At 44.0% G+C, this 24,308-nt stretch carries 19 protein-coding genes; 14 read left to right on the top strand and 5 right to left on the bottom strand.

Annotated features, from left to right (window positions below; translation table 11 throughout):
• The first annotated feature begins 6 nt into the window (after positions 1 to 6).
• The 4 genes from trpCF to FKN16_RS14365 all read left to right on the top strand — a co-directional run bounded on the left by trpCF (position 7) and on the right by FKN16_RS14365 (position 4,403).
• A complete protein-coding gene (gene trpCF / locus FKN16_RS14380) occupies positions 7 to 1,446 on the top strand; it encodes a bifunctional indole-3-glycerol-phosphate synthase TrpC/phosphoribosylanthranilate isomerase TrpF (RefSeq protein WP_170902988.1) in 1,440 nt (479 codons plus the stop codon).
• A 64-nt stretch (positions 1,447 to 1,510) separates the two neighbouring features.
• Positions 1,511 to 2,701, top strand: a complete 1,191-nt coding sequence (gene trpB, locus FKN16_RS14375; protein WP_170902987.1) for a tryptophan synthase subunit beta — start codon at positions 1,511 to 1,513, stop codon at positions 2,699 to 2,701.
• Positions 2,701 to 3,507 (top strand): tryptophan synthase subunit alpha, encoded by an 807-nt coding sequence (gene trpA, locus FKN16_RS14370; protein WP_170902986.1) that lies wholly within the window; start codon positions 2,701 to 2,703, stop codon positions 3,505 to 3,507. The genes trpB and trpA overlap by 1 nt, the downstream gene beginning before the upstream one ends.
• A gap of 200 nt (positions 3,508 to 3,707) precedes the next feature.
• On the top strand, positions 3,708 to 4,403 hold the full coding sequence (locus tag FKN16_RS14365; protein ID WP_170902985.1) for a Crp/Fnr family transcriptional regulator: 696 nt from the start codon (positions 3,708 to 3,710) through the stop codon (positions 4,401 to 4,403).
• 122 nt (positions 4,404 to 4,525) lie between these two features.
• On the opposite strand, the gene FKN16_RS14360 is transcribed toward FKN16_RS14365, so the two are convergent.
• A complete protein-coding gene (locus FKN16_RS14360) occupies positions 4,526 to 6,067 on the bottom strand; it encodes a long-chain fatty acid--CoA ligase (RefSeq protein ID WP_170902984.1) in 1,542 nt (513 codons plus the stop codon).
• A gap of 545 nt (positions 6,068 to 6,612) precedes the next feature.
• Here FKN16_RS14360 and FKN16_RS14355 point away from each other — a divergent pair.
• The 8 genes from FKN16_RS14355 to gspS2 all read left to right on the top strand — a co-directional run bounded on the left by FKN16_RS14355 (position 6,613) and on the right by gspS2 (position 14,302).
• Positions 6,613 to 7,872 (top strand): dicarboxylate/amino acid:cation symporter, encoded by a 1,260-nt coding sequence (locus tag FKN16_RS14355; RefSeq protein ID WP_012841620.1) that lies wholly within the window; start codon positions 6,613 to 6,615, stop codon positions 7,870 to 7,872.
• 155 nt (positions 7,873 to 8,027) lie between these two features.
• Complete coding sequence (locus FKN16_RS14350) at positions 8,028 to 9,197, top strand: acyl-homoserine-lactone synthase (RefSeq protein WP_170902983.1); 1,170 nt, start codon at positions 8,028 to 8,030, stop codon at positions 9,195 to 9,197.
• A gap of 6 nt (positions 9,198 to 9,203) precedes the next feature.
• A complete protein-coding gene (locus FKN16_RS14345; protein WP_170902982.1) occupies positions 9,204 to 11,750 on the top strand; it encodes a response regulator in 2,547 nt (848 codons plus the stop codon).
• 111 nt (positions 11,751 to 11,861) lie between these two features.
• Positions 11,862 to 12,104 carry a hypothetical protein gene (locus FKN16_RS14340; protein WP_005392851.1) on the top strand — a complete coding sequence of 81 codons (243 nt, stop codon included), beginning with the start codon at positions 11,862 to 11,864 and terminating at the stop codon, positions 12,102 to 12,104.
• A gap of 203 nt (positions 12,105 to 12,307) precedes the next feature.
• A complete protein-coding gene (locus FKN16_RS14335; protein WP_005392849.1) occupies positions 12,308 to 12,871 on the top strand; it encodes a septation protein A in 564 nt (187 codons plus the stop codon).
• Positions 12,872 to 13,098: 227 nt separating this feature from the next.
• Complete coding sequence (yciA, locus tag FKN16_RS14330) at positions 13,099 to 13,494, top strand: acyl-CoA thioester hydrolase YciA (protein WP_005392848.1); 396 nt, start codon at positions 13,099 to 13,101, stop codon at positions 13,492 to 13,494.
• 115 nt (positions 13,495 to 13,609) lie between these two features.
• A complete protein-coding gene (locus FKN16_RS14325) occupies positions 13,610 to 13,906 on the top strand; it encodes a YciI family protein (protein WP_005392847.1) in 297 nt (98 codons plus the stop codon).
• 3 nt (positions 13,907 to 13,909) lie between these two features.
• On the top strand, positions 13,910 to 14,302 hold the full coding sequence (gene gspS2 / locus FKN16_RS14320; protein ID WP_170902981.1) for a GspS/AspS pilotin family protein: 393 nt from the start codon (positions 13,910 to 13,912) through the stop codon (positions 14,300 to 14,302).
• 133 nt (positions 14,303 to 14,435) lie between these two features.
• Here the strand turns inward: gspS2 and metE are convergent, their stop codons facing one another.
• Positions 14,436 to 16,718 carry a 5-methyltetrahydropteroyltriglutamate--homocysteine S-methyltransferase gene (gene metE / locus FKN16_RS14315; RefSeq protein ID WP_170902980.1) on the bottom strand — a complete coding sequence of 761 codons (2,283 nt, stop codon included), beginning with the start codon at positions 16,716 to 16,718 and terminating at the stop codon, positions 14,436 to 14,438.
• Between the two features lie 278 nt (positions 16,719 to 16,996).
• Here metE and metR point away from each other — a divergent pair, with 278 nt between their 5' ends.
• Complete coding sequence (gene metR, locus FKN16_RS14310) at positions 16,997 to 17,908, top strand: HTH-type transcriptional regulator MetR (RefSeq protein WP_170902979.1); 912 nt, start codon at positions 16,997 to 16,999, stop codon at positions 17,906 to 17,908.
• A gap of 20 nt (positions 17,909 to 17,928) precedes the next feature.
• Here the strand turns inward: metR and FKN16_RS14305 are convergent, their stop codons facing one another.
• From FKN16_RS14305 to FKN16_RS14295, 3 genes are all read right to left on the bottom strand, one after another.
• A complete protein-coding gene (locus FKN16_RS14305; RefSeq protein ID WP_005392843.1) occupies positions 17,929 to 18,129 on the bottom strand; it encodes a DUF4250 domain-containing protein in 201 nt (66 codons plus the stop codon).
• A 153-nt stretch (positions 18,130 to 18,282) separates the two neighbouring features.
• The gene (locus tag FKN16_RS14300; protein ID WP_170902978.1) at positions 18,283 to 18,993 is read right to left on the bottom strand and encodes a hypothetical protein; all 711 of its coding nucleotides are present in this window, start codon (positions 18,991 to 18,993) and stop codon (positions 18,283 to 18,285) included.
• 86 nt (positions 18,994 to 19,079) lie between these two features.
• A complete protein-coding gene (locus FKN16_RS14295) occupies positions 19,080 to 21,536 on the bottom strand; it encodes an EAL domain-containing protein (RefSeq protein ID WP_170902977.1) in 2,457 nt (818 codons plus the stop codon).
• Between the two features lie 422 nt (positions 21,537 to 21,958).
• On the opposite strand from FKN16_RS14295, the gene FKN16_RS14290 reads away from it, so the two are divergent.
• Complete coding sequence (locus tag FKN16_RS14290) at positions 21,959 to 24,292, top strand: YgiQ family radical SAM protein (protein ID WP_048625729.1); 2,334 nt, start codon at positions 21,959 to 21,961, stop codon at positions 24,290 to 24,292.
• Positions 24,293 to 24,308 lie beyond the last annotated feature (16 nt).

The raw sequence follows: 24,308 nt of genomic DNA, 5'->3' as shown, positions 1-24,308 counted from the left end.
AAGAAGATGACTGACTTCAACACTCAGCAAGCTGACAACCTGTCTGAACACGTTTCTAAGAAAGAAGCAGAAATGGCAGAAGTACTGGCAAAAATTGTCCGCGACAAATATCAGTGGGTAGCAGACCGTAAGGTGTCTCAACCGCTAAGCACCTTTCAGTCTGATTTGCTGCCATCGGACCGCAGCTTCTACGATGCACTGAGTGGCGAAAAGACGGCATTCATCACCGAATGTAAGAAGGCGTCTCCTTCCAAAGGTTTGATTCGTGATCACTTCGACTTGGATTACATTGCATCGGTTTACAACAACCATGCTGATGCAATTTCAGTCCTAACAGACGAGAAGTACTTCCAAGGTAACTTTGACTTTCTTCCTCAAGTGCGTGGGCAAGTCAAACAGCCCGTTCTGTGTAAAGACTTCATGGTAGATACCTACCAAGTTTACCTAGCACGTCATTACAGTGCTGATGCCGTACTTCTGATGCTTTCAGTCCTGAATGACGAAGAGTACAAAGCGCTAGAAGAAGCAGCTCACAGCCTGAATATGGGCATTCTGACCGAAGTCAGCAACGAAGACGAGCTTCATCGTGCCGTTAATCTAGGAGCACGCGTTATCGGCATCAATAACCGTAACTTGCGCGACCTAAGTACCGATTTGAATCGTACTAAAGAATTGGCACCGACCATTCGCGAACTGGCACCAAACGCGACGGTAATTTCAGAGTCTGGCATTTATACGCATCAACAAGTTCGTGATTTAGCGGAATACGCAGACGGCTTCTTGATTGGTAGTTCGCTGATGGCGGAAGACAACCTAGAGCTTACAGTACGCAAAGTCACGTTGGGTGAAAACAAAGTCTGTGGCTTAACGCATCCAGATGACGCAGCAAAAGCATATCAAGCTGGTGCGGTATTTGGTGGCCTGATTTTTGTCGAGAAGTCGAAGCGTGCAGTTGACCTTGAAGGCGCTCGCTTAACCATGAGCGGTGCCCCACTGAACTACGTAGGCGTGTTCCAAAACCACGATATCGATTTTGTTGCATCCATGGTGACCTCTTTGGGTTTAAAAGCGGTGCAGTTGCACGGCCAAGAAGACCAAGCTTACGTTAACCAGCTAAAAGCCGAACTGCCAACAACAGTAGAAATTTGGAAAGCTTACGGCGTGACTGATGCGAAGCCAGAACTACTTGCAGACCACATTGACCGCCATCTATTAGATGCTCAAGTTGGCACCCAAACTGGCGGAACTGGTCAAGTGTTCGACTGGTCACTGATCGGTGACCCAAGTCAAATTATGCTAGCAGGCGGACTGTCGCCAGAAAATGCTCAACAAGCAGCGACACTAGGTTGCTTGGGATTAGATTTAAACTCTGGTGTAGAAAGTGCACCAGGCAAAAAAGATTCACAGAAGTTGCTCGCGGCATTCACCGCCATTCGCAACTACTAAAGCTGTATTTCAGCTAAAAAATTTAAAGCTATTCGTAGCGAAAAATACGAGAAGGAATATAACGATGGCAAAACTGAATGCCTACTTTGGCGAATACGGCGGTCAGTACGTTCCGCAAATTCTAGTTCCAGCACTGGAGCAACTAGAGCAAGCGTTTATCGACGCGCAAGAAGATCCAGAATTCCGCAGCGAATTCATGACGCTTCTTCAAGAGTATGCGGGCCGTCCAACGGCTTTGACTCTAACTCGTAACCTAACCAAAGGTACGAAAACCAAACTGTACCTAAAACGTGAAGATCTGCTTCACGGTGGCGCGCACAAGACCAACCAAGTGTTAGGTCAAGCTCTGCTTGCGAAACGCATGGGTAAAAACGAAATCATCGCAGAAACAGGTGCTGGCCAACACGGTGTTGCAACTGCACTAGCATGTGCACTGCTTGGTCTTAAGTGTCGCGTTTACATGGGTGCAAAAGACGTTGAACGCCAAAGCCCGAACGTATTCCGTATGAAACTCATGGGTGCAGAAGTCATTCCGGTTCACTCAGGTTCAGCAACACTTAAAGACGCATGTAACGAAGCGCTACGCGACTGGTCTGCAACTTATGAAGACGCGCACTACCTACTAGGTACAGCGGCTGGTCCTCACCCATTCCCAACCATCGTGCGTGATTTCCAACGAATGATCGGTGAAGAAACTAAGAATCAGATTTTGGCACGTGAAGGTCGTCTTCCTGATGCAGTTATCGCGTGTGTGGGCGGCGGTTCAAACGCGATTGGTATGTTTGCTGACTTCATCGAAGAAGAAAGCGTTCGCCTCATTGGTGTTGAGCCAGCAGGTAAAGGTATCGATACTGACCAACACGGTGCACCACTTAAGCATGGTAAAACAGGCATCTTCTTCGGCATGAAAGCACCGTTGATGCAAGATCCAAACGGTCAAGTAGAAGAGTCTTACTCGGTGTCTGCTGGTCTTGATTTCCCTTCAGTTGGTCCACAACACGCCCATCTAAACGCAATTGGCCGTGCTGAATACGACAACGTGACAGACGATGAAGCACTAGAAGCGTTCCAAGAAATTGCGCGTCACGAAGGTATCATCCCTGCTCTAGAATCTTCTCACGCACTGGCTCATGCATTGCGCATGGCTCGTGAGAATCCTGAGAAAGAACAACTATTGGTCGTAAACCTATCTGGTCGTGGTGACAAAGACATCTTCACCGTACACGCCATCCTAGAAGAAAAAGGAGTGATTTAATGAGCCGTTATGAGAAGATGTTTGCGCGTCTAAACGAAAAAAACCAAGGCGCATTTGTACCGTTCGTAACGGTTTGCGATCCAAACGCAGAACAATCTTACAAGATCATGGAAACCCTCGTTGAGTCTGGCGCAGACGCCCTTGAACTTGGTATTCCATTTTCAGATCCGCTTGCAGATGGCCCAACCATCCAAGGCGCTAACATTCGTGCGCTAGATTCAGGCGCTACACCAGATATCTGCTTTGAACAAATTGGTAAGATTCGTGCTAAATACCCAGATCTGCCTATTGGCCTTCTGATGTACGCGAACCTAGTTTACTCACGCGGTGTCGAAAACTTCTACGAGCGCTGTGCAAAAGCAGGCATCGATTCTGTTTTGATTGCAGACGTACCAACCAATGAAAGTGCAGAGTTTGTTGCAGCAGCAGAGAAGTTTGGTATTCACCCAATCTTCATCGCACCGCCAACGGCAAGTGACGAAACACTGAAGCAAGTATCAGAACTGGGTGGTGGCTACACTTACTTGCTTTCTCGTTCTGGCGTGACAGGCGCAGAGACAAAAGCAAATATGCCAGTTGGTCACATGTTAGATAGATTAAACCAGTTCGATGCACCACCAGCGCTGCTTGGCTTCGGTATTTCTGAACCAGCACAGGTGAAACAAGCAATAGAGTCTGGCGCAGCAGGGGCCATCTCCGGCTCAGCTGTGGTGAAAATCATTGAAGCGAATGTCGAGCAGCCACAAATTATGCTCGATAAACTTGGTGATTTTGTGTCAGCGATGAAAGCTGCCACTCAGAAATAATTTCCATTTGATGTAACGTATAGCGCCCGCTTAACATTCTGTTTAGCGGGCATTTTCTTGTATGGCGTTTATACCATATCATTTTTTATTCAACGCCCGCACTTTCCAAACCAATCTAAAGCAGAGCAATCAAAGAGTGATAAACTTTGCCACTTAACCAGCACAAATAATAACTAGAGCGGGATGCTGTAAGGTTGCACATGGAAGAAGTCAAAGCGTTATTAGCCAAATGTCCTGTATTATCAGGGCTGCCCGAGAAAGGACTTAGTGAAGCAGCACAAATAGCTAAAGTTCGCTGTTTCGACGAAAAAGCACTGATTTGCAATAAAGGGGAACCTCAATCTTCTCTTATGGTCGTAGCACAGGGTGCCGTACGAATTAATTCGATGAGTTCAAAAGGCAAAGAAGTCACATTAATGATTTTCGAGGCAGGAGGCTGGTTTGGAGACAATGTTTTTTCTCCCGGCATGCCCCGTATTTTTGGCGCAACCGCGCATTCGGGCGTGACCTTACTGGAACTACCTGGTGATAAGTTTCGCCAATTACTCGTCAAATATCCTCAAAGTTACCCTACGATTCTCGACTTACTTAGCCGCCGCTTATGGTCTGCCATTTCTGTTATCGAAGATGATGCGATTAGAGGAATCGAAGAGCGGATTGCAAGAAGGTTGCTGTTGCTTGCTGAATACCAACACAACCAAGCTGTCAATACTCAGCCGTGTGTCGTGAGAGTGACTAGAGAGCATATCGCCAACATGATGGGGCTAACGCGTCAAAGTGTTCATAAAGTACTAAAAAACTTAGAGAGTATTGGGATGCTAGAACTGAAATATGGTTCGGTGACCATTACCAATCCAAAACGCTTAGAAGCGCACATAAAACAACTCGAACAATAGAGTAAACAGATAGTTCATGTGTACACGCTAGCGAGAGATTGCCATCTTCTATTCTTGAGTAACGTGCACAACACCACTCGCTCCAGACAAGTGGCGCTGTGACCCGAAGTTCATTGAATTGACTAAGCCACATTCAATTCAGATTTCAATTCACGCTTTAAAATCTTTCCTGTTGCACTCATCGGGAGATGCTCACGAATTTCAACATAACGAGGATATTTAAAAGAGGCTAACTGCTCTTTGCCCCACTTTTGTAATGTTTCCGCATCAATGTACTCTCCCGGTTTAAGCACAACGTAAGCCTTTATCTCTTCTCCATACTCTTCATTTGGAATCCCTATCACCGCTACCATTGAGATGGCAGGGTGAGTCATAAACACTTCTTCAATTTCTCTAGGGTAAACGTTAAATCCACCTCGAATGATCAGATCTTTCATTCTATCGACGATAAATAGATTACCTGAACTGTCAAAACGGCCAACATCACCAGTATGGAACCAACCATTTTGTAGCGCGGATTCAGTGACTTCCGGGCGGTCAAGGTATCCTTTCATAACATTATGCCCACGCACAACAATCTCACCTTCTTCACCGATCGGTAGTGCATTGCCTTCAATGTCGACAACTTTTACTTCAACGCCTTGAATCGGTTGACCTACCGATCCTGGTATACGTTCCTGATCTAAATGATTAAAACATGCAATAGGACTTGTTTCTGATAACCCGTATCCTTCAAGAATTGGGACATTAAATTGTTCCTCAAAGGATCTAAAGATTTCGGTTGGCAACGGGGCTCCACCGCTGATAGTAACACGTAGTGAGGATGTATCAAATTGGTGCTGGACATGAAGCAAGCCAATATACATCGTTGGCACTCCAGCAAACAACGTCACTTTGTGTTTTGCTATCAGCTCAAGAACATGTTTAGGCTCAAACCTAGGTACTAACACCAAGGTTGCCCCGCCCAAAACACTAGCATTTAAGTGGACGGTTTGACCAAAGGTATGAAATAAAGGCAAAGTTACTAAGTGAATATCATCGGCCTGGCTACCCATAATGTTTTGTGCCACCAGAGCATTCATTATGATGTTCTGCTGCGTCAGTTCAGCTCCTTTTGGTAAGCCCGTCGTCCCTGATGTATACAAAATAACACAAGTATCATCCGCATTACGCGGTACATAATCTGACAATGGTTCTGCATCCGCTATAAACGCATTGAGAGTTGGCACACCATTCCATTCGTTTTCAACTTGAGATTGAGTCATCACGACCATATTTTCACATATCTCGGCCTGCTCAAACGCTTTAACCCCCTCTTTTGCCATTGGCAGTTCTGCTGTCCCTTCAAAACAGAAGTAAAACTTCGCTTTTGAATCTTCTAAGTGATACTTAATTTCTCGCGCTTTCAAAAGCACATTTAATGGGACAGCAACCGCGCCAGCTTTTTGTATCGCATAATAAACAAACGCGAAAAAAGGAATGTTTGGGCATGAGAGCGCAATACGATCGCCCGGAACGACCCCTTTGTTGATTAAAGATGCCGCGATCTTTCCGGTAATCGCATCAAACTGCGCATAAGTTATCTCGACATCACCACATATCAACGCCGTCTTATCTGGTTTACTCGCAGCATTTCTTTGTAATGCAGCAGCAAGATTCATCATAATCGCTTCACCTCTTACTTGTTGATTTTCGTTTTATCGGCTCGGGAGCATTAACAGAGAGAGCACTCCTCGACACTAAAATGTTGGTACTTTATATATGTCTCTCCCATTTCTGATTAACATTATGTTTACAATGCAATCAAAACTAAGAATGTAAAACAGTTAACATTTCACAAAGCTAATTGGTAAAAATGTGAGCTTGAAAGAAATTAATTGTTATAAATATCAATCTAAGTCACGCAAGACGCAGACTACGCTCGCAAACACAAAATTCATCTCAGTTAACAAAAAACAAACAAGAAAAAGAAATAAACAAAAACAATTACACAGCTAATAGGCATAACAAAAATCAATAGCAAACGTTTGCTATTGAACAAAACTTTATCGTTCGTCAATAAAATATCGATTAATCCATCAATAATACCTTGCTGCATATTGCCAATTGTAAACGATAAGTGTAAAAAGCAAGGCGAGATAATTATCTATAAAACCATTCATGGTTAGTGGGTAATTTTAGGATTTTACATTTTATTAGCACAGAGGTTATGGAAGTGTTAAAAGAAAAGAGTTTGCTAAACAACATTGGCGTACAAGTCGTAATCGCCATGATCGTGGGCACAGCCGTTGGTGCCATGATGGGTCATGATGCGACAGTGTTCGCTCCTTTAGGTGCTATCTTTATCAACTTAATCAAAATGTTGGTTATTCCTTTGGTCGCTGTAGCCTTGATTTCTGGCGCAGCTGGTCTTGGGAACAGCCAGTCAGCAGGCAAAGTTGGCATCGTCACTCTAGGTTATTTCGGTTTAACATCCGCCCTAGCCGTTGCGCTTGCACTATTTATGGGTGAAGTATTCCAACCAGGCATGGGGATCGACGTCTCTGGCGTTGAAGGCATGTTCTCAGCAGAATACGCTTCAAAAGGTGAACTACCTACTTTCTGGGCAACCATCACTGGTATGATCCCAACCAACGTTTTCCAATCACTAAATGAAGCAAACATCCTACAGATCCTCGTTTTCTGTATGTTCTTTGGTATTGCAATTTCTAAGCAAGCAAAAGAGCGTCGTGAGCCAATCATTAATGGTGTTAACTGCATCGTTGACGCAATGGTTTGGATGATCAACAAAGTGATGATCATTGCCCCTATCGGTGTGTTCGGCCTGATGGCAGAAGCAGTCGGTACATTCGGTTTTGGCGCACTAATGGTGGTATTCAAACTGTTCGTTGTTTACGTTGCCGCAATCCTAATCTTCGGTTTCGTTGTTTACCCAGCAATGGTGCATATTTTCACCAAGACATCAGCGAAGAAGTTCCTGTCTTCAATGAAAAAACCACAAGCTGTTGCGCTTTCAACGGCCTCTTCTATGGCAACACTGCCTGTCACAATGGACACCTGTGAAAAAGAACTGGGCGTAAAAAATTCAACCGCGTCATTTGTTCTGCCTCTAGGCGCAACGATCAACATGTCAGGTAATGCGATTTACTATGGCTTGGTTGCTATCTTCTTTGCTCAACTGTTCAATATCGATTTAGGTATGGGCGCTTACATTGCAATTATCGTAACGTCTACATTGGGTGCGGTTGGTCAAGCGGGTGTTCCTGGTCCTTCTTTCCTAGTGGTTGCCGTGCTTCTTGCCGCTGGCATTCCAATCGAAGGTTTACCACTGCTATTCGCTCTTGACCGTATTTTCGATATGATTCGTACAGCACTAAACATCACAGGTGATGCAGCATGTGCAGTTATCGTTGATGCGCTAATTGAAGAGGAAGCGGCAGAAGCTGAGCTTAAAAAGCAAGAAGCTTAGTCCTTTCTCGAATGAACTAAAAACCGCTCACTATGAGCGGTTTTTTTGTCTTTTCTTGCATTACGTAACTATATAAATAGAAACCAATAGCATAAATTTATCAAAATGATATAAACCATTACAAAATATAAAAAACGTCAGAACTAGGTTATATCATGAGTCTTAAGCTGTCTTTGGAGCCCCTCGCCAGTACAGATTTGCCGATCGAGTCAAAACAACAGGCGCTGGTTGACACGGTCCTTCTTACTCTTACACCGCAAGAAAGGTCTTCTCTTTTTCAACAAGTTGCTTTGTATAGAATAAAGCTTCTTAAGTCCCTCTTTCCTAAATACGCATCTAAGAGTCTGTCCGTACTGTTTGAATTAATGGATTATCGAGATTTAGTACAGCAGTATCCAACGCCTTTCTCCGAAGAGGCGCTCTTAATTGAACAAATTGCCGCAGATTGTTACCCGCATTGGATGGTTTTCTGGTGTAAATGTGAGATTGCTGCGATCAAGCAAAAATCTCTGTTAAACGATCAATCAAAAAACCAACTAGAACTTCCGCTCAAAGACGAAGTATACTACGGAGTGGTAATTGATAAGATCGAAGAATCCCAGCTTATGGTGTGCACACCAAACCATCCGCACATTATGACTATCAGCGATGCTGTGGCGTTAACTAACCTTGAACTTTTTATCAAAGGTAATAAATGGTTTGAGATGCTACCTCTCCTATCCATGTCGCAAACTGGAAAACACTTTCTTTTACTCAAACGATCAGGCTTTGAAAAAACCAAAGTGCTTGTTTCTTCGATGCTCATTCAGGATTGGGAGACTCGGGACTCTTGGCTAAGCTATACACCACAATTTAGCAATTCAAAGTGGAACTATTGCTTCCCTAACTCAGCCTTTTCGAACCTAAAACGCTTGGGAATTATAGAATCAACCAGCTCTTCAAAGATTCAGTCTATCGAAGAGTTTGACAACATAGTGAAAACAGCACTAATAAATAAGCATAAGGTTTGTGAAATCCTTAGATTAGCAGTCACTGGAAATACACGGCAGAAACTTTATTATATATATCTTACTCAAAAAAAACTCACTCAATTATTGCATGAACTTGGATATAAAATTAGTTTTACAGTTATAGACCAACCATTTATCCTCGATTTTTACTCTAACATCAAAGAGGAAGGATACTACAATTTAGGATTTTGTGATTTAAATAATGATCATATTTTAACTTATCGTGGTTTATGGAATATAAACATATTGAAAGACGAGTTTAATAAAATATCTTTTTTTGATTATATTAGATTAGTTAAGAAGGTAAAAGGATAAAAAGAGATGCAAATTTCCAAATTACCAACAATTCTAATATTGTACCCAAAAGCAACCGCACTCCTTTTAATAGTTTTACTGGTATTTATTTGGTTGATTTATTATTGCATCCAGTTGACAAACAAAGAAGAAAAGATATTAGGCACCTACCATTTCTCGTACATTGCTTATTCTGCCTGCATTATTGGGTGGATTATCAGTAATGCTTATTTTCATACCAACTTTCTCCCAAAACTAGGGGCTGATTTCGGTATCGTTATGGCACGAGTAGCCAACATTACCTCTTCATTAGCCTTCTGTTTCGCCTATTACTTTTCATGCCAACTGTCTGCCGAGCAGAGGAAAAGCAATATATACCTATGGCAAAGGTGGCTCATAACCATTGTTGTTTTTTATTCCATATCAGTGAACATAACGCCTGGACTAACCGTAGAGAACATTAGCATAATCAACACTAGCCAATTCATAATTGAGTTTGGAAACCAAACGCCATACTTTTTTTTCACTATGTTTTGTTTGATGATTCTTTGTTTAGGTAATCTTATTACCATGCGTAAATATAGCAATCGTCTAACTCTAGCAAAAACAAGTTACATGATCGCTGGGATATTAGTGTACATGTTATCCACAGTCGTCATACAAATAGGCATTACTTACTTCCTAAAGGATTTCTCGTTAACTTGGCTTCCTCCGGCATTATCAGTGAGCGAAATGTTATTTGTTGGCTATGCATTGTTAACATCACGATTTTACAGTATAAAATACCTTGCCTATTTGATATTAAGCGCTCTTTTCGCCTGTATGCTTCTGACTATTCCTCTTGGGATAATATTTATTCCACTCTCTGATAATGTACAGTGGTTAGTTGCAATACCTATATGTGCTTTAATAGGGATGACTTGGAGAGTATTATATGAAAAAGTAGGTTATTGTACAGCACTTTTAATTTATGGTACCAAAAAAACGCCTGTACAAAAAATATTGGAATTAGAAAAGGATTTTAAAATATCTATCGACGATGCAATGCGTCGCCTTGGTACACTACTACAAATCCCAGATGACAAATTACGCTTGGTCACAAGTAACTATAACGAGGCGTTTTACGAGAGATATCTGTCATCGAACAGAACAGTATTAATTTTGGATGAACTATCACAGGAATTAGAACACAAAATATCGGTCAAAAACTCTATAAAAGTGCTCTACGATAGAATGAGTTCTAATGATACCGCTCTTGTTATGCCATTATTTGGTCATTGCAAATCCGTTAGCCACTTTTTAGTCTCGCCTCACAAACTTAACAATCAAATGTTCTGTAATGAAGAAATCTCAGCACTACAGACCTTATTGACCCGTATACAAAGCTCAATAGAAGCAGATCGGCGTATAAGACAGAGTCATGCGTTGGCGAATTCAATTGCCCATGAAATGCGTAACCCTCTCGCTCAAGTGCAATTACAACTTGAAACCTTAAAACAGCATATTGAATCAAACGCTTCACTTGATACGTTAAAGAGAGAGATTGATAAAGGAGAAGCAGCGATTCAACGCGGTCGCCAATTGATCGACATCATTTTGCGAGAAGTCAGCGACAGCTCACCTGAGCATGAGCATTTAGACATTACTTCAATACATAAGGCCGTCGATCAAGCGGTCAGCCGTTATGGCTTTGAAAACGATCAAATAATCGAAAGAATCAACCTGCCCCAAGAGCACGATTTTGTCGTGAAATTAAACGAGACTCTGTTTAACTTTGTCATTTTCAATTTAATTCGCAATGCTATCTACTATTTTGATTCTTATCCCGATAGTCAAATTGAGATTCGTACTCAAACAGGGGCCTATGAAAACGTTCTGATCTTCCGAGATAGTGGTCCTGGCATTGATAGCAGTATTTTACACAAGATATTTGACGAATTTTTCTCGTACCAGAAAAGTGGCGGCAGCGGCCTTGGCTTAGGCTACTGTCAACGCGTTATGCGCTCTTTTGGCGGACGAATTGAGTGCCAGTCTGAATTGGGCGAATTTACAGAGTTCTACTTGTATTTCCCGGTCGTTCCAAACGCCCCCAAGCCAGAGACGTTGAGAGCACCGGACTTCAATGGCTGGAAAGTAAATGCACCACATTCTGAACCTCGCACAACCCAACACGTACAAGTAACCAACGATGCACCAACAGTGCTCATTGTTGATGACAAAGAGGTGCAGCGTACTTTGGTTCAAATGTACTTAAAGAGGCTGGGAGTCAACAGCTTACAAGCAAATAATGGCGCTTCTGCGGTGGAGCTATTTCAGTCGCACAAGATTGATTTGGTGCTTATGGATGTACAGATGCCAGTGATGAATGGATTTGACGCAAGCCAACGAATTAAGCAAATTGCGTCTTCCGTTCCGATCATCGCACTATCTGGAGAGTCTGGAGCTAAAGAGCTGGAGCTCATTGCGAAACTCATGGATGACAGACTTGAAAAGCCAACCACGTTAAATGCGCTCCAAACCGTCATCAAGCGCTGGTTGCAACATGAGAGTTTTGCTACTTCCAACACTTTCTAATTTGCGAAGATAAAACTGGCACTAGATGTGCATTACTGAAGTAAATCGAATTATCCAGAGGGTCAAGCAAGCTGCAAATGGTTAGCGGATGAGCTTGATAAGGAGATCGCCATGTTACTTCATCGACACACATACTACGGCTTGATTCATCATGGAATCAAAGCACTACTACTCGATCGCTTAGGCCACTATACAGAAGAAGAATACCATCAGTATCTGAGCCTAATGACCGGCAAATCCACTTGCTTTACGATGTCTCTCGAAGAGCTTGAAGCAACCGTTGATAACCTGTTACGTGAAGGCTATTTAGAAGATGTCAAAACGCTTATTTCTCAATATCAACGTGTTGCTTAAATCTTAAATTCTATCAACTCAATTGCCGCTCTATCGCGGCAATTTTTATGCCTTCGATTTACTACTTCATCTTTGCGAAATGTTGCTTGTTGTATCATTCAGTCAGGGGATTACTTCTCTTACCTCTAACCTTGACGGTATTCACATCTTGTCAGATTCCGTTAGACTGTCTTCAATTCACTAATTAGGTAGATTTTGCCACCATGAAGCAAATCCTAGATTTTATCCCACTCATCGTCTTCTTCGCTTTGTACAAGATGTACGACATCTACGCAGCAACAGGAGCGCTGATCGTTGCAACGGCAATTCAGCTTGTCGTCACCTATGCTCTGTATAAAAAAGTCGAGAAAATGCAGCTAATTACGTTCGTTATCGTGACGATATTTGGCAGCATGACCCTTTTCTTCCACGACGACAATTTCATAAAATGGAAAGTCACCATCATTTATGTGATTCTAGCTATCGGTTTAGCAGCGAGTCACGCAATGGGGAAATCGGCCATTAAAGGCATGTTGGGCAAAGAAATTTCGCTACCTGATGCTATTTGGGCGAAGATCAACTGGGCTTGGGTCGGCTTCTTCTCATTCTTTGCTGGTCTGAACATTTATATCGCTTACGAGCTACCACTGGATGTTTGGGTCAACTTCAAAGTATTCGGAATGTTGATTGCGACATTTGCCTACATGATTGCGACTGGCTTCTACATTTACAAACACATGCCAAAAGAACAAAAAAATAACTCATCCGATGTGTCGACTGATGATTAAAAACTCAGTTTTGCTATAATCCGCGCACTTTGCAGCGACCTTCGGGTCGCTGTTTTGCTCCATGTATCACTAAACCGATCAAACGGCATACCGGAATCAGACCATTCTTGCTGCTGTAAACCAACTTTCTCTGGTCCGGTGTCTGCGGTTTTTTTAAGGACCTTTGGTTCTAGGTATTTACTATGTTGGCGCTTAGTTTGAGCGCCTTTAAGATTTAGGATGTCACAATGAGTCAAGAAATTAGCTCTCCGAGAGGTCAACTGCTGCTTCGTACCCTTGCAATGCCTGCCGATACTAATGCCAATGGCGATATTTTTGGTGGTTGGATTATGTCTCAGCTCGACCTAGCAGGTGCGATTCTGGCCAAAGAGATCTCTTCTGGTCGCGTTGTTACCGTTTCAGTGTCAAGCATTACCTTCAAGAAGCCTGTAGGTGTTGGCGATGTCGTTTGCTGCTATGGCGAATGCACTAAGATTGGTCGCACCTCAATGAGTGTCGATCTGGAAGTATGGGTCAAGCCGGTAAAAGCACACGGTGTCGGCGAGCGCTTCATGGTTTGTGATGCGACTTTCAACTACGTAGCCATTGACAGTGAAGGCAAACCACGCCCGGTTCAGAATTAGTCAACCTACAGCGCTAACTGTTAGAAAGGATCTCACATTTTCTGTTGTTCACTTGTGAGAGACACAAAAAAGGCGTTAAATTAACACTTTACCCTACCAATTAAGGAACTATGCTATGTGGTATGTCATCTTTTCTCAGGACGTCGAGAACTCGCTGGAAAAACGCATGAGCGTTCGCCCGCAACACTTGGAGCGCTTACAAAAGCTTCAAGACGAAGGTCGCCTTCTTACTGCTGGCCCTATGCCTGCGATAGACTCTGACAACCCAGGAGAAGCTGGATTTACGGGCTCGACTGTCATCGCTGAGTTCGCCTCTCTAGAAGACGCTAAAGCGTGGGCAGAAGCCGATCCTTACGTAGCGGCTGGTGTTTACGATAATGTAATCGTGAAACCGTTCAAAAAAGTGTTTTAATTTATGAAAAAATTACTGTGTCTTTTCTTGGCATTTGGTGCGTTAGCGGGCTGTTCATCTACCGATGATAATCAACGCCAGCTTGAGCTATTGGCATCAAACCGAGCGGGAGTCTTGTCCGCAGGTCTCCCTTTGGAATACGGTCCACTGCAGATAATGCGTGTCTCATCCAACAAAAATGTTGTTGAAATGATGATGATTTATAACGATGACGCACTCGGTGCAAAGCCGTTAAATCAAGTACTGAATACCAGTATCTACACCTATTGCAGTAACCCGGAAGTTCGTAAGCAAATTGATATGGGCTTAATGTACCGTATTAAAGTGCGTAACTCTCGCGGTCAGTTGATGGCAGATGAGTTGGTTTCCGCGCAAACTTGTACTCAAATGAAATAGTCACAGTGAGTGCGTTGTTTTCGATACGAGCAATTCATCCGCTATTGCGGGATAGTATAACGACGAAAATGAACGGCTAAGAATAGAAAAACGGAGACAACAATCTCCGTTTTTTATTTGCTAAAAAGGTGCCTTACGCCAGCTCAGCACGAAGTTTCTTCGCCGCTGACACGAGGTTCGCCAATGCTGCTTCTGTCTCTGCCCAGTTACGTGTTTTCAGACCACAGTCTGGGTTCACCCACAAACGTTGTACCGGAATCTTTTCTGCCGCTTTCTTGATTAAGCCTTCAATCCACTCTTCCGTCGGAATGTTTGGTGAGTGAATGTCATAAACACCTGGACCGATTTCATTCGGGTAATTGAACTCTTCAAACGCTTTAAGCAGTTCCATATTTGAGCGTGACGTTTCAATGGTAATCACATCCGCATCGAGCGCCGCGACTGAATCGATGATTTCATTGAACTCGCTGTAACACATGTGAGTGTGAATCTGAGTCTCTGGTTTTGCACTCGCTGCCGAGATCTTAAATGCATCCACCGCCCATTCTAAATACGCTTTGTGATCGCGCTTTTTCAACGGCAGACCTTCACGAATCGCAGGCTCATCGATTTGAATGATATTGATGCCTGCATCTTGCAGATCAGAAACCTCATCACGCAGTGCCAGTGCCAGTTGCTGGGCGATTTCTTGACGAGTAATGTCTTCACGCGGGAACGTCCAACATAAAATCGTTACCGGGCCCGTTAGCATACCTTTCATCTGCTTTCTGGTTAGAGATTGTGCGTACGTCGACCATTCCACCGTAATCGGCTTTTCACGCTCAATGTCGGCAACCACAATGGCTGGTTTCACACAGCGAGAGCCATAACTCTGTACCCAACCAAATTTCGTCGTTTGGAAGCCCGCCAAGTTCTCCGCGAAGTATTCTACCATGTCGTTACGCTCAGCTTCACCATGCACAAGCACATCTAGGTCAAGGGCTTCTTGGCGTTTTACGGCATCCGCAATATGTCCTTTTAGTGCTTGGATATAGTCGGACTCAGATAACTGGCCAGTGCGATAAGCGCTGCGCTGAACACGAATTTCACCCGTTTGAGGGAAAGAACCGATTGTCGTGGTTGGCAACAGAGGCAAGCCCAATACTTCAGCTTGATGCGCAGCACGCTCCGCGTAAGGTGCGCTGCGCTCGGCAAGTGACGCAGTAATACTGTTTAAACGTGCTTGAACTTGTGGCTTATTCACATGCGTTGCCGTTTTACGTGCTTTGATTGGCTGGCTGTAGGTATCACAAGCGAGAATCGCATCTTGATCACCATCGAGTGCTCGGCCAAGCAAGGCGACTTCTGTTACTTTTTGTTTTGCGAACGCAAACCAGCTTTTCACTTCCTCACTGAGTTTTGTTTCCAGTTCCAGATCAACCGGGCTATGTAGCAAAGAGCATGAGCTCGCAACCCAAAGGTTGTCGCCCAGTTTTTCTTTTACTGGCTGTAGACGTTCAAGTTGCGCACTCAAATCCGAGCGCCACACGTTACGACCGTTGACCACGCCAGCAGACAGCACCCACCCCTCCGGTAGTTTGGCAACCACTTCGTCAAGCTGCTGAGGCGCGGCAGATAAATCGATATGTAAACCATCCACTGGTAGCTTTACAATTTTGTCTAGCGTATCGCTTATAGAGTCAAAGTACGTCGTTAGCAGCACTTTTACATCGCTTCGAATCACTTGGTACGCTAGCTTGAACGCATCAGCCCACTGACTTTCAAGCTCTAGTGACAAAATTGGCTCATCAATCTGAACCCACTCAACACCTTGACTTGCGAGCTTTGCCAAAATAGCTTGGTAAGCCGTAAGCAATCGTGGCAGTAGCGTCAGGCGATCGAACCCTTCTTCTACCTCTTTACCTAAGTAAAGATAACTGACTGGGCCAAGCAAAACTGGCTTCACTTTATGCCCAGCTTGGGTTGCTTCGTTGACTTCTTCAAACAGTTGAGGCCAGCTCACTTCAAATGTATCGTCCTTGCTAAATTCAGGTACGATGTAGTGGTAGTTTGTGTTGAACCATTTAGTCATATCCGATGCTGCAGCGCCCGCACAGCCGCAACCCGCTTGAGATTGACCGCGACCCACTTTGAATAGCGTATCCAAATCAGGGAAACCGTCTGCGTGACGTTTTGGCACGTGACCCAGTAACAACGTGGTCGTCAGTACATGATCGTACCAAGCGAAATCGCCAGCGGTGGTAAAACTCAAGCCAGCATCTGTTTGTGTTTGCCAGTTTTTAGCGCGCAGATCTTCCCCAACCTTTTTAAGCTCTGCTTGATCTATTTCTCCGCGCCAGTATTTTTCCTGAGCGAATTTTAATTCTCGTTTTTCACCGATGCGGGGATAACCTAGTACGTGCGTTGTTGTAGCCATGTCCCTATTCCTTTTTCAATCTTGTTCAATTTGTTTGGGTCAGAGTATCTTTCGTCATAAAAGATGTCTGGATGGCTAAACTATCGCTCTCATCTGCGGTTTGAACAACGTCCATTTATTCAACTTGTTTATTAAAAAAATTCATCATGAGGCGACATGATTCGCAAATAAACACAACAAATAGACGTCTAGACGTTTACATATCCATTTTTTGTCGTTAAGTTATTTATACGATTGCTATTCTGTTCATAGCGAGCAACAAAGGATGAAAGGAATTCATGATAGAGCTAAAACATTTGCGGACACTCACTTCGCTTCGAGACACCGGCTCTCTAACCGCGACCGCGACCGCGTTGCATCTCACTCAATCGGCCTTGTCTCACCAGATCAAAGATTTAGAGGCACGGATTGGGGGACAATTATTCCTTAGAAAAACTCGTCCGGTGAAGTTCACTTCAGAGGGAGAAATCCTATTGCGTCTTGCAGAAGATATTCTTCCCAAACTCGCAAGAGCAGAAAATGATTTGGCAAGCTTGAAAGAAGACGTCAATGGTCGGTTGCATATGGCGATTGAATGTCACTCATGTTTCCAATGGCTCATGCCTGCTCTTAGGGAATATCAACTTGCCTGGCCTAGCGTAACACTGGATTTTTCATCAGGTTTTGGCTTTGAACCACTTCCTGCACTGTTAGCTGGCGAGTTGGATCTCGTTATCACGTCAGATATTCAACCTCGTTCTGAAGTGCATTATGAACCTTTATTCGACTTTGAAATGCGCTTAATTACCGCGACCAACCACCCATTGGCGGAAAAAGAAGTTATTAATCCGCAAGATCTCGCAGATCAAACCATGCTCTCTTATCCGGTTCAAAAACAAAGGCTAGACGTCGTAAAACACTTCTTGCAGCCAGCGGGTGTAGAGCCCGCCAAATGGAAGCAAGCCGACAATACTCTGATGTTAGTGCAAATGGTCTCCGCAGGATTAGGGGTTGCAGCACTGCCAAATTGGGCGATTTCTGAATTTTCGCGCCAAGGCCTTATTACCAGTAAACCTTTTGGCCAAGGCTTATGGCGTCGCTTATTTGCTGCAACGCGTCACTCAGAGAAAGATAAACGTTACTTACAAGCCTTTTTCGCAACCGCAAGGCTACAATGTAAAAGCCACCTTGACGGAATCAAGATGGCTTAGGGATATGGATAAAGAAAGGTTTAGCGTTGATATGCTTTAAATTGGTTGGTCAATGGATCGTACTGATAACCAAGCATATCAAGCTTGCCTACAACGGACTCTACATCCATTTCATACACCGATACTAACTCGTCAAAACTGTCGCACTCTAAACGTAGCTTTTCGTTGACGATACCTAGCAAAATAATGCTGTCCAAATTACCTACATTGCTTAAATCCATCGCGACTCTCCTCTTCGACAAGGTATATAAACAAGCGTAGACGTAATCACGTGAATTTAAAGTGAGCGCGATCCAAAACGTGAGTGCCTTATACTCAAGCAACCTAGAAAGGACTTGAGTACAAGCAGTATTGCTCTGTTTCTCGACTCGCGATTAAGCCGCCAGAGAGAATAAACCTTGTAGGCTCGTCATTGACGCAAGCGCGAGCAACAGGGCGACGCTCAGTTGAACCTTTTCCGGTTTTTTATGTGTGAAGATATGCCAACACCAAACAATGATTGAAGAAATTAGCATGGCTAAAGACAATAAAATTGGTTGTGTTGCGGCGCTCAATGTCGCTTCATTTAACTGGTAAGAAGCAAATAGCGTTGCGATCACCAGCAGCATTCCAGACACAATGCCCATAACTGGCAAAATGCGGTGAAATGCCTGTAATCTGCTACGAGCGATAGTCAGAAGCAATTGAGAAAATGACGCCCCAAGGAAAAATATCATTGTTGCCATCGCAATAGACGCAGGCCAGCTTGGCTGTTCAAATGCTTGAATACTTACATACGCAAAAGCCAAACCATTCGCTAAATGCATCGCCCAAAGAGGGCCTTTTTCACGCGTTTTCTTGGTTTGAACCTGAGAGTAGAAATAGAAAATAGCGAACACGATCATAAATGCTTCAATGCGAAGAGAAGCAACCGCAAGCCACAATAACGCCACTGCTGGCAACATTTTATGAAGACGGCCTCTCTGACCCGGACAAATATCGCCCTTGATGAGAAGTAAAGTCAGTAGCGCTTGCGCGCCAAATAGCATCGGAGGAAAAGTAACCAGCAATTGTTGAATCATGTTAAATGCACGCTCAAAAGTCATTTTGGGGTGGCGATAATAGCAAATCACCTATCGTCAAACCACCGAAAGTCTATCCCCAAATGTACTAGAACAGCGAGACTTTTTATTCAACAAGAAGCGAGATACTTCAACGCATCTTCTTGAGTTAACACGCCTCTGTATTCTTCTTTTTCATCACATAAAACCCACGGGAAGCGAATGCCTGTTTTGATTAGCTCTCGAATAGCAGCGACAGATAAGTGCGCATTGACGAGCACAAACTCCGTGCTCATTATCTGGTTCACCGGGCGTTTCCAAATCCAATTTTCTCGCTCAGTCTCTAATTCTGTCCCCATGGAAGGCGTTAGGTGTAAGTTAACTTGCTCTTTGGTAACTAAGCCAACACAGCGCTTTTCGTTAATGACAACCAACGGCGAACTTGGACTTAAATTCATATATTCCACCGCCAACGATAATGGTTCCCCGGGCTCAAGGTGCCTGACCTCTTCATGGCTCAGTGATTGCAATACATCATCTTGTTTTGGTTTAACAGTAACATCCGAAAACAAATGTTCGTAACTTTCCGCTTTCTCCATCAAATCGACAGGCCGAGCACGAGAGAACAAAAAGCCTTGCATGTAATCCACACCTATTTCAGCCAATGTTTGAAGCTCCTGTTCTGACTCCACGCCCTCGGCAACCACTTTTACATTCATTTGCTGAGCAAGATCAGTGACCATTTTGACAATATTATAACTGGTATTGCCATGCTGAATGTTCTTAACGAATTTTCGGTCGATTTTCAGTAAATCAAACTGCCCTTTCTCTAGGTAAGAAAAAGAAGAATACCCTGTACCGAAGTCATCAATCGCAATTTTAATGCCCTCTTTGCGCACTTGCTCTAGCGCTTGCGTATGCTCTTCGTCTTGCTCAAAATACGCTGTTTCCGTCAGCTCAATCGTGACTCGTTTAGGATCAACACCACTGGCTTTAATTAGGTCATGCGAACGCTGAAGAACCTGGAGCGAATCCAATTTAGTATTCAGTGAGCGATTGATGGTTAACCCTATTTCCTCGCCATATATGTCTTGCAAGCGCGGAAAGTGTTTGAGCGCGGCTTGACAAACCTCATCATCCAGAGCCGCAATCAACTCTAAATCTTCAATAACAGTAATCATCTCTTGAGTGCTATAGGCATCACTTTCATGATAAAAGCGGGCTAAGGCCTCGAACTTAACGACTTTACCAGTTCGGCTGTCAATGATTGGTTGAAAATGAACATCCACCAGCCCACTGTCGATTTGCGCTTCCAAAAACGCCTCTAAATGCTGGCGTTTGACTAACTCAGAATGAAGTTCACTATTATAAAAATTAAAATAGCCACCTTCTCCAGAAAGTGAGGACAACATCGCCTGGGCTGCATGCGCTAACGCTTGCTTTGGCCTGTTTGTATCATAGCCGAGGATTGACACACCCGTTTGTCCCTCGACGATAGTGGTATGCATTTTTGTTCCCATTTCATTCCTAAGCTCAGTGAAGAACCCTTTCATCGCAATTTGAATCAAACGTAAAGGACTTAGCCATTGACAGTGAGGAGTTTGTAAACAGACAACAAACACATCCCTAGAAAGTTGACCCGCGATACTGGTGTAGCGGCTTCGCATAATAAAATCGGCGAAGCCTAGTTGCTGTTCAAGTAAGCATTTTTCAGAAAAATTTGGTCTGAGAGTCATGACGATATTGAGTTCTTTACTCCCACTTTCGTTCGCCAAATTAGCTAATTGCAGTTCGAACTCTTCTCTAGAAGGCAAAAAAGCTGACCAATCATGTTGTTGTTCACAGCGATTTTTCATCCACAACAAGGAAGCCGAAATGTCAGTAGAGAAGCCGAGATAAAGAATCCGTCCAGAATGAAATGTTAGCCGATAGATACAAAGATGATGTGCCTGATTACTACCATTTGCAGTTCTACTCAATAAATTACCGCTCCAGTATCCTTCATCATCAATATGTTGCCAAAGTTGGTCGTAAAACGCCTGACTATGGTGAGATGTGCTAAAGATATAGGTTTTAAGTCCAACCAAATCACGGTTTTGATAACCCATTTGCAATTCAAAGGCGCGGTTACAACCCAAGATTCGGGTGTCTTCGTCCGCGACTAAAACCCCTACATTCGGTAAATCAAAAATCGTTTCGAGAATTTTCGCTAACTCTTCGCAGCCAGTGATCGTCAATTGCGGGATGATAGAGCCTTGAACAATACGCTCATTGAGCTTTTCAAAGCTAATTGTGACATGTATTAGGCGAGCTTCATTAAGCATCATGCAACAAGAAAAACGACCTTGCCCACCTAGGAGCTCCACTTCTAAAATTCGTTGCCTTAGTGTTTCCTGTTGCCCCATCAGCATATGCTCAAACAAATCATCTAAACAGGTGACAGGCGTATTTAACCCAAAAGCATTTGCCATTCCTTGCTGGTCGCATTCGAACTCGCGAGTATCAATCTTGTAAGACCATTCAATCACTGGAGTCGGATTGGATGTCGGTTGCACTTTTTCATGTGCTATTGTTGTTGAGTCACTCATTCCCTAGCCCCCTTTTTAATTAGCCTCATGCTCAGGGTTCGTAGTCAACGTGCCTTATTCCATTTGGGACCTGCTGATCCTCTTGTAAAATAGATTCTGGCAACGTAAGCCAATCGACTTAGAACTTTTTCAGAGCTTGTTCGGCTTTTTGCATTTTCCTATGCATTAATTTGATTATAGGCGTTGTTTTTAATAAGCACACCATTGCTTATTGGTTGTATTAACATTGCGACATTTTTCACGACTCGACCTATAACCATGAGGCTTTCAAGGTGATATTAGACATAAAATCGCCGATATAGCCTTGATATTTTTGCAAACCAAATAAAACTCGATGAACTAAGCTTGAATAGATGAGTTTGGTATAGATACCTGATCCTCAAATCGCTATAATTCGCGCTCCCTGGAACAGAGAGCAAAATATGACCAATAACATCACTCCTATTCATGAGTACAAAAAATACTGGGCAGAGTGTTTTGGTACGGCACCTTTCTTGCCGACCAGTCGCAAAGAAATGGACGCCCTAGGATGGGATAGCTGTGACATTATCATCGTAACCGGTGACGCTTACGTGGATCACCCAAGCTTTGGTATGGCTATCATTGGCCGTCTGCTAGAAGCACAAGGTTTCCGTGTCGGTATCATTGCTCAACCAGAATGGCAAAATAAAGATGCGTTCATGCAGCTAGGTAAGCCAAATCTGTTCTTCGGGATCACTGCGGGTAACATGGACTCCATGATCAACCGTTACACCGCGGATAAAAAACTTCGTCACGATGACGCGTACACCCCCAATAACGAAGGTGGCAAACGCCCAGACCGCGCGACTTTGGTTTACTCTCAGCGTTGTCGTGAAGCCTATAAAGAAGTGCCTATTGTTTTAGGTGGTATCGAAGCCAGCCTACGCCGTGTTGCGCACTACGATTACTGGTCAGACAAAGTTCGCCGTTCGGTACTGTTTGATGCAAAAGCAGACATCCTACTTTTCGGTAACGCAGAACGCGCACTTGTAGAAGTGGCGCATCGCATCGCAAATGGTGAAGACATCAGCACCATGACCAATATTCGTGGTACTGCCGTGAACTTGCCAGCCGCGCCAGAAGGCTACACGGTTATCGATTCTTCTCGCATTGAAAAACCTCGTAAAGAAGCGTTCGTACCAAAGAACCCATACGAAGTAGAAACTCAGTGTGAAACTAAAAAAGATGAGCCAGTTGCACAACCAATCACGATTCGCCCATCACGCCACGATGCTGCAACAACTGCGGTTCGCTTACCTTCGTTCGAAAAACTAAGAAACGATCGCATTCTTTATGCCCACGCAAGTCGTGTATTGCATTTAGAAACAAACCCGTACTCTGGTCGAGCGTTACTTCAAAGCCATGGTGATCGTGAACTTTGGGTAAACCAAGCCCCAATCCCATTGACGACCGAAGAGATGGACTTTGTGTTTGGCCTGCCTTACGCGCGTGTTCCTCATCCTATGTACGGCAAAGCAAAAATTCCAGCGTATGACATGATCAAAACGTCTGTGAACATCATGCGTGGTTGTTTTGGTGGCTGCTCTTTCTGTTCAATTACCGAGCACGAAGGCCGAATCATTCAAAACCGCTCGAAAGAGTCAATCATTAACGAGATTGAAGAAATTCGCGACAAAGTTCCGGGCTTTACCGGCACAATTTCCGATCTTGGAGGCCCGACTGCAAACATGTACCGCCTAGGTTGTAAAGACCCAAAAGCGGAAGCGAACTGTCGCCGTCCTTCTTGTGTATTCCCGGGCATCTGTAACAAGCTAAACACGGACCACAAACACACGATCGATTTATACCGCGAAGCGCGTAAAGTTGAAGGCGTGAAGAAAGTGATGGTTGCATCTGGCGTACGTTACGACCTTGCGATTGAATCACCAGAATACGTAAAAGAGCTCGTGACTCACCACGTAGGTGGTTACTTGAAGATTGCACCGGAACATACAGAGAAAGGTCCCCTTGATCTGATGATGAAACCGGGTATGGGCACGTACGATCGCTTTAAAGAGATGTTCGAGAAGTACAGCGCAGAAGCGGGTAAGAAGCAGTACTTAATCCCTTACTTTATCTCTGCGCACCCAGGCACAGAAGACGAAGACATGCTGAACCTTGCTCTGTGGCTGAAGAAAAACAACTTCGAGTGTGACCAAGTACAAAACTTCTACCCTTCGCCAATGTGTAACGCAACGTCGATGTACTACTCAGAGACAAACCCTCTGAAACGAGTGAAGTATAAAAAACGCGAAGATGTACCTGTAGCAAAAGGTGAACGTCAACGTCGCCTACATAAAGCGCTGTTGCGTTACCACGATCCAGCAAACTGGCCAATGATCCGTGAAGCCCTAATCAGTATGGGTAAAAAACATTTGATTGGTGACAAACAAGGCTGTCTCGTTCCTGCGGAAGACATTGAAGCACAAACACCTGCACAACGTCGTAAATCTGGTCGTCACGGTGCAAACCGCTTTGCCACGAAACACACCAAGAACCAACCAGGTTTCGGTGGCCACTTGAACAAACGCTCTGAAGGCGGTTCAAAAGATGGTAAACCATCTGGTAACCGTAACGGCTCTGACAAAGCAAAAGGTGGTCAACGCCCTGCAAGCAACGGCCAACGTCCTAGCGGCAACGGTGCAAACCGCCCAGCAGGTAGCAAGCCGCAAGGTCAAGGTCGCCCACAAGGACAAGGCAAACCAGCTGGTCAACGTAAACCAAAGCGTCGTTAATTTTTCAGCACTTAAA

The organism is Vibrio sp. 11-4(1) (assembly GCF_013048625.1).
GTDB lineage: Bacteria > Pseudomonadota > Gammaproteobacteria > Enterobacterales > Vibrionaceae > Vibrio > Vibrio diabolicus.
The sequence above is the reverse complement of the archived record's forward strand: the minus strand, read 5'-3'. Positions and strand labels throughout refer to the sequence as shown.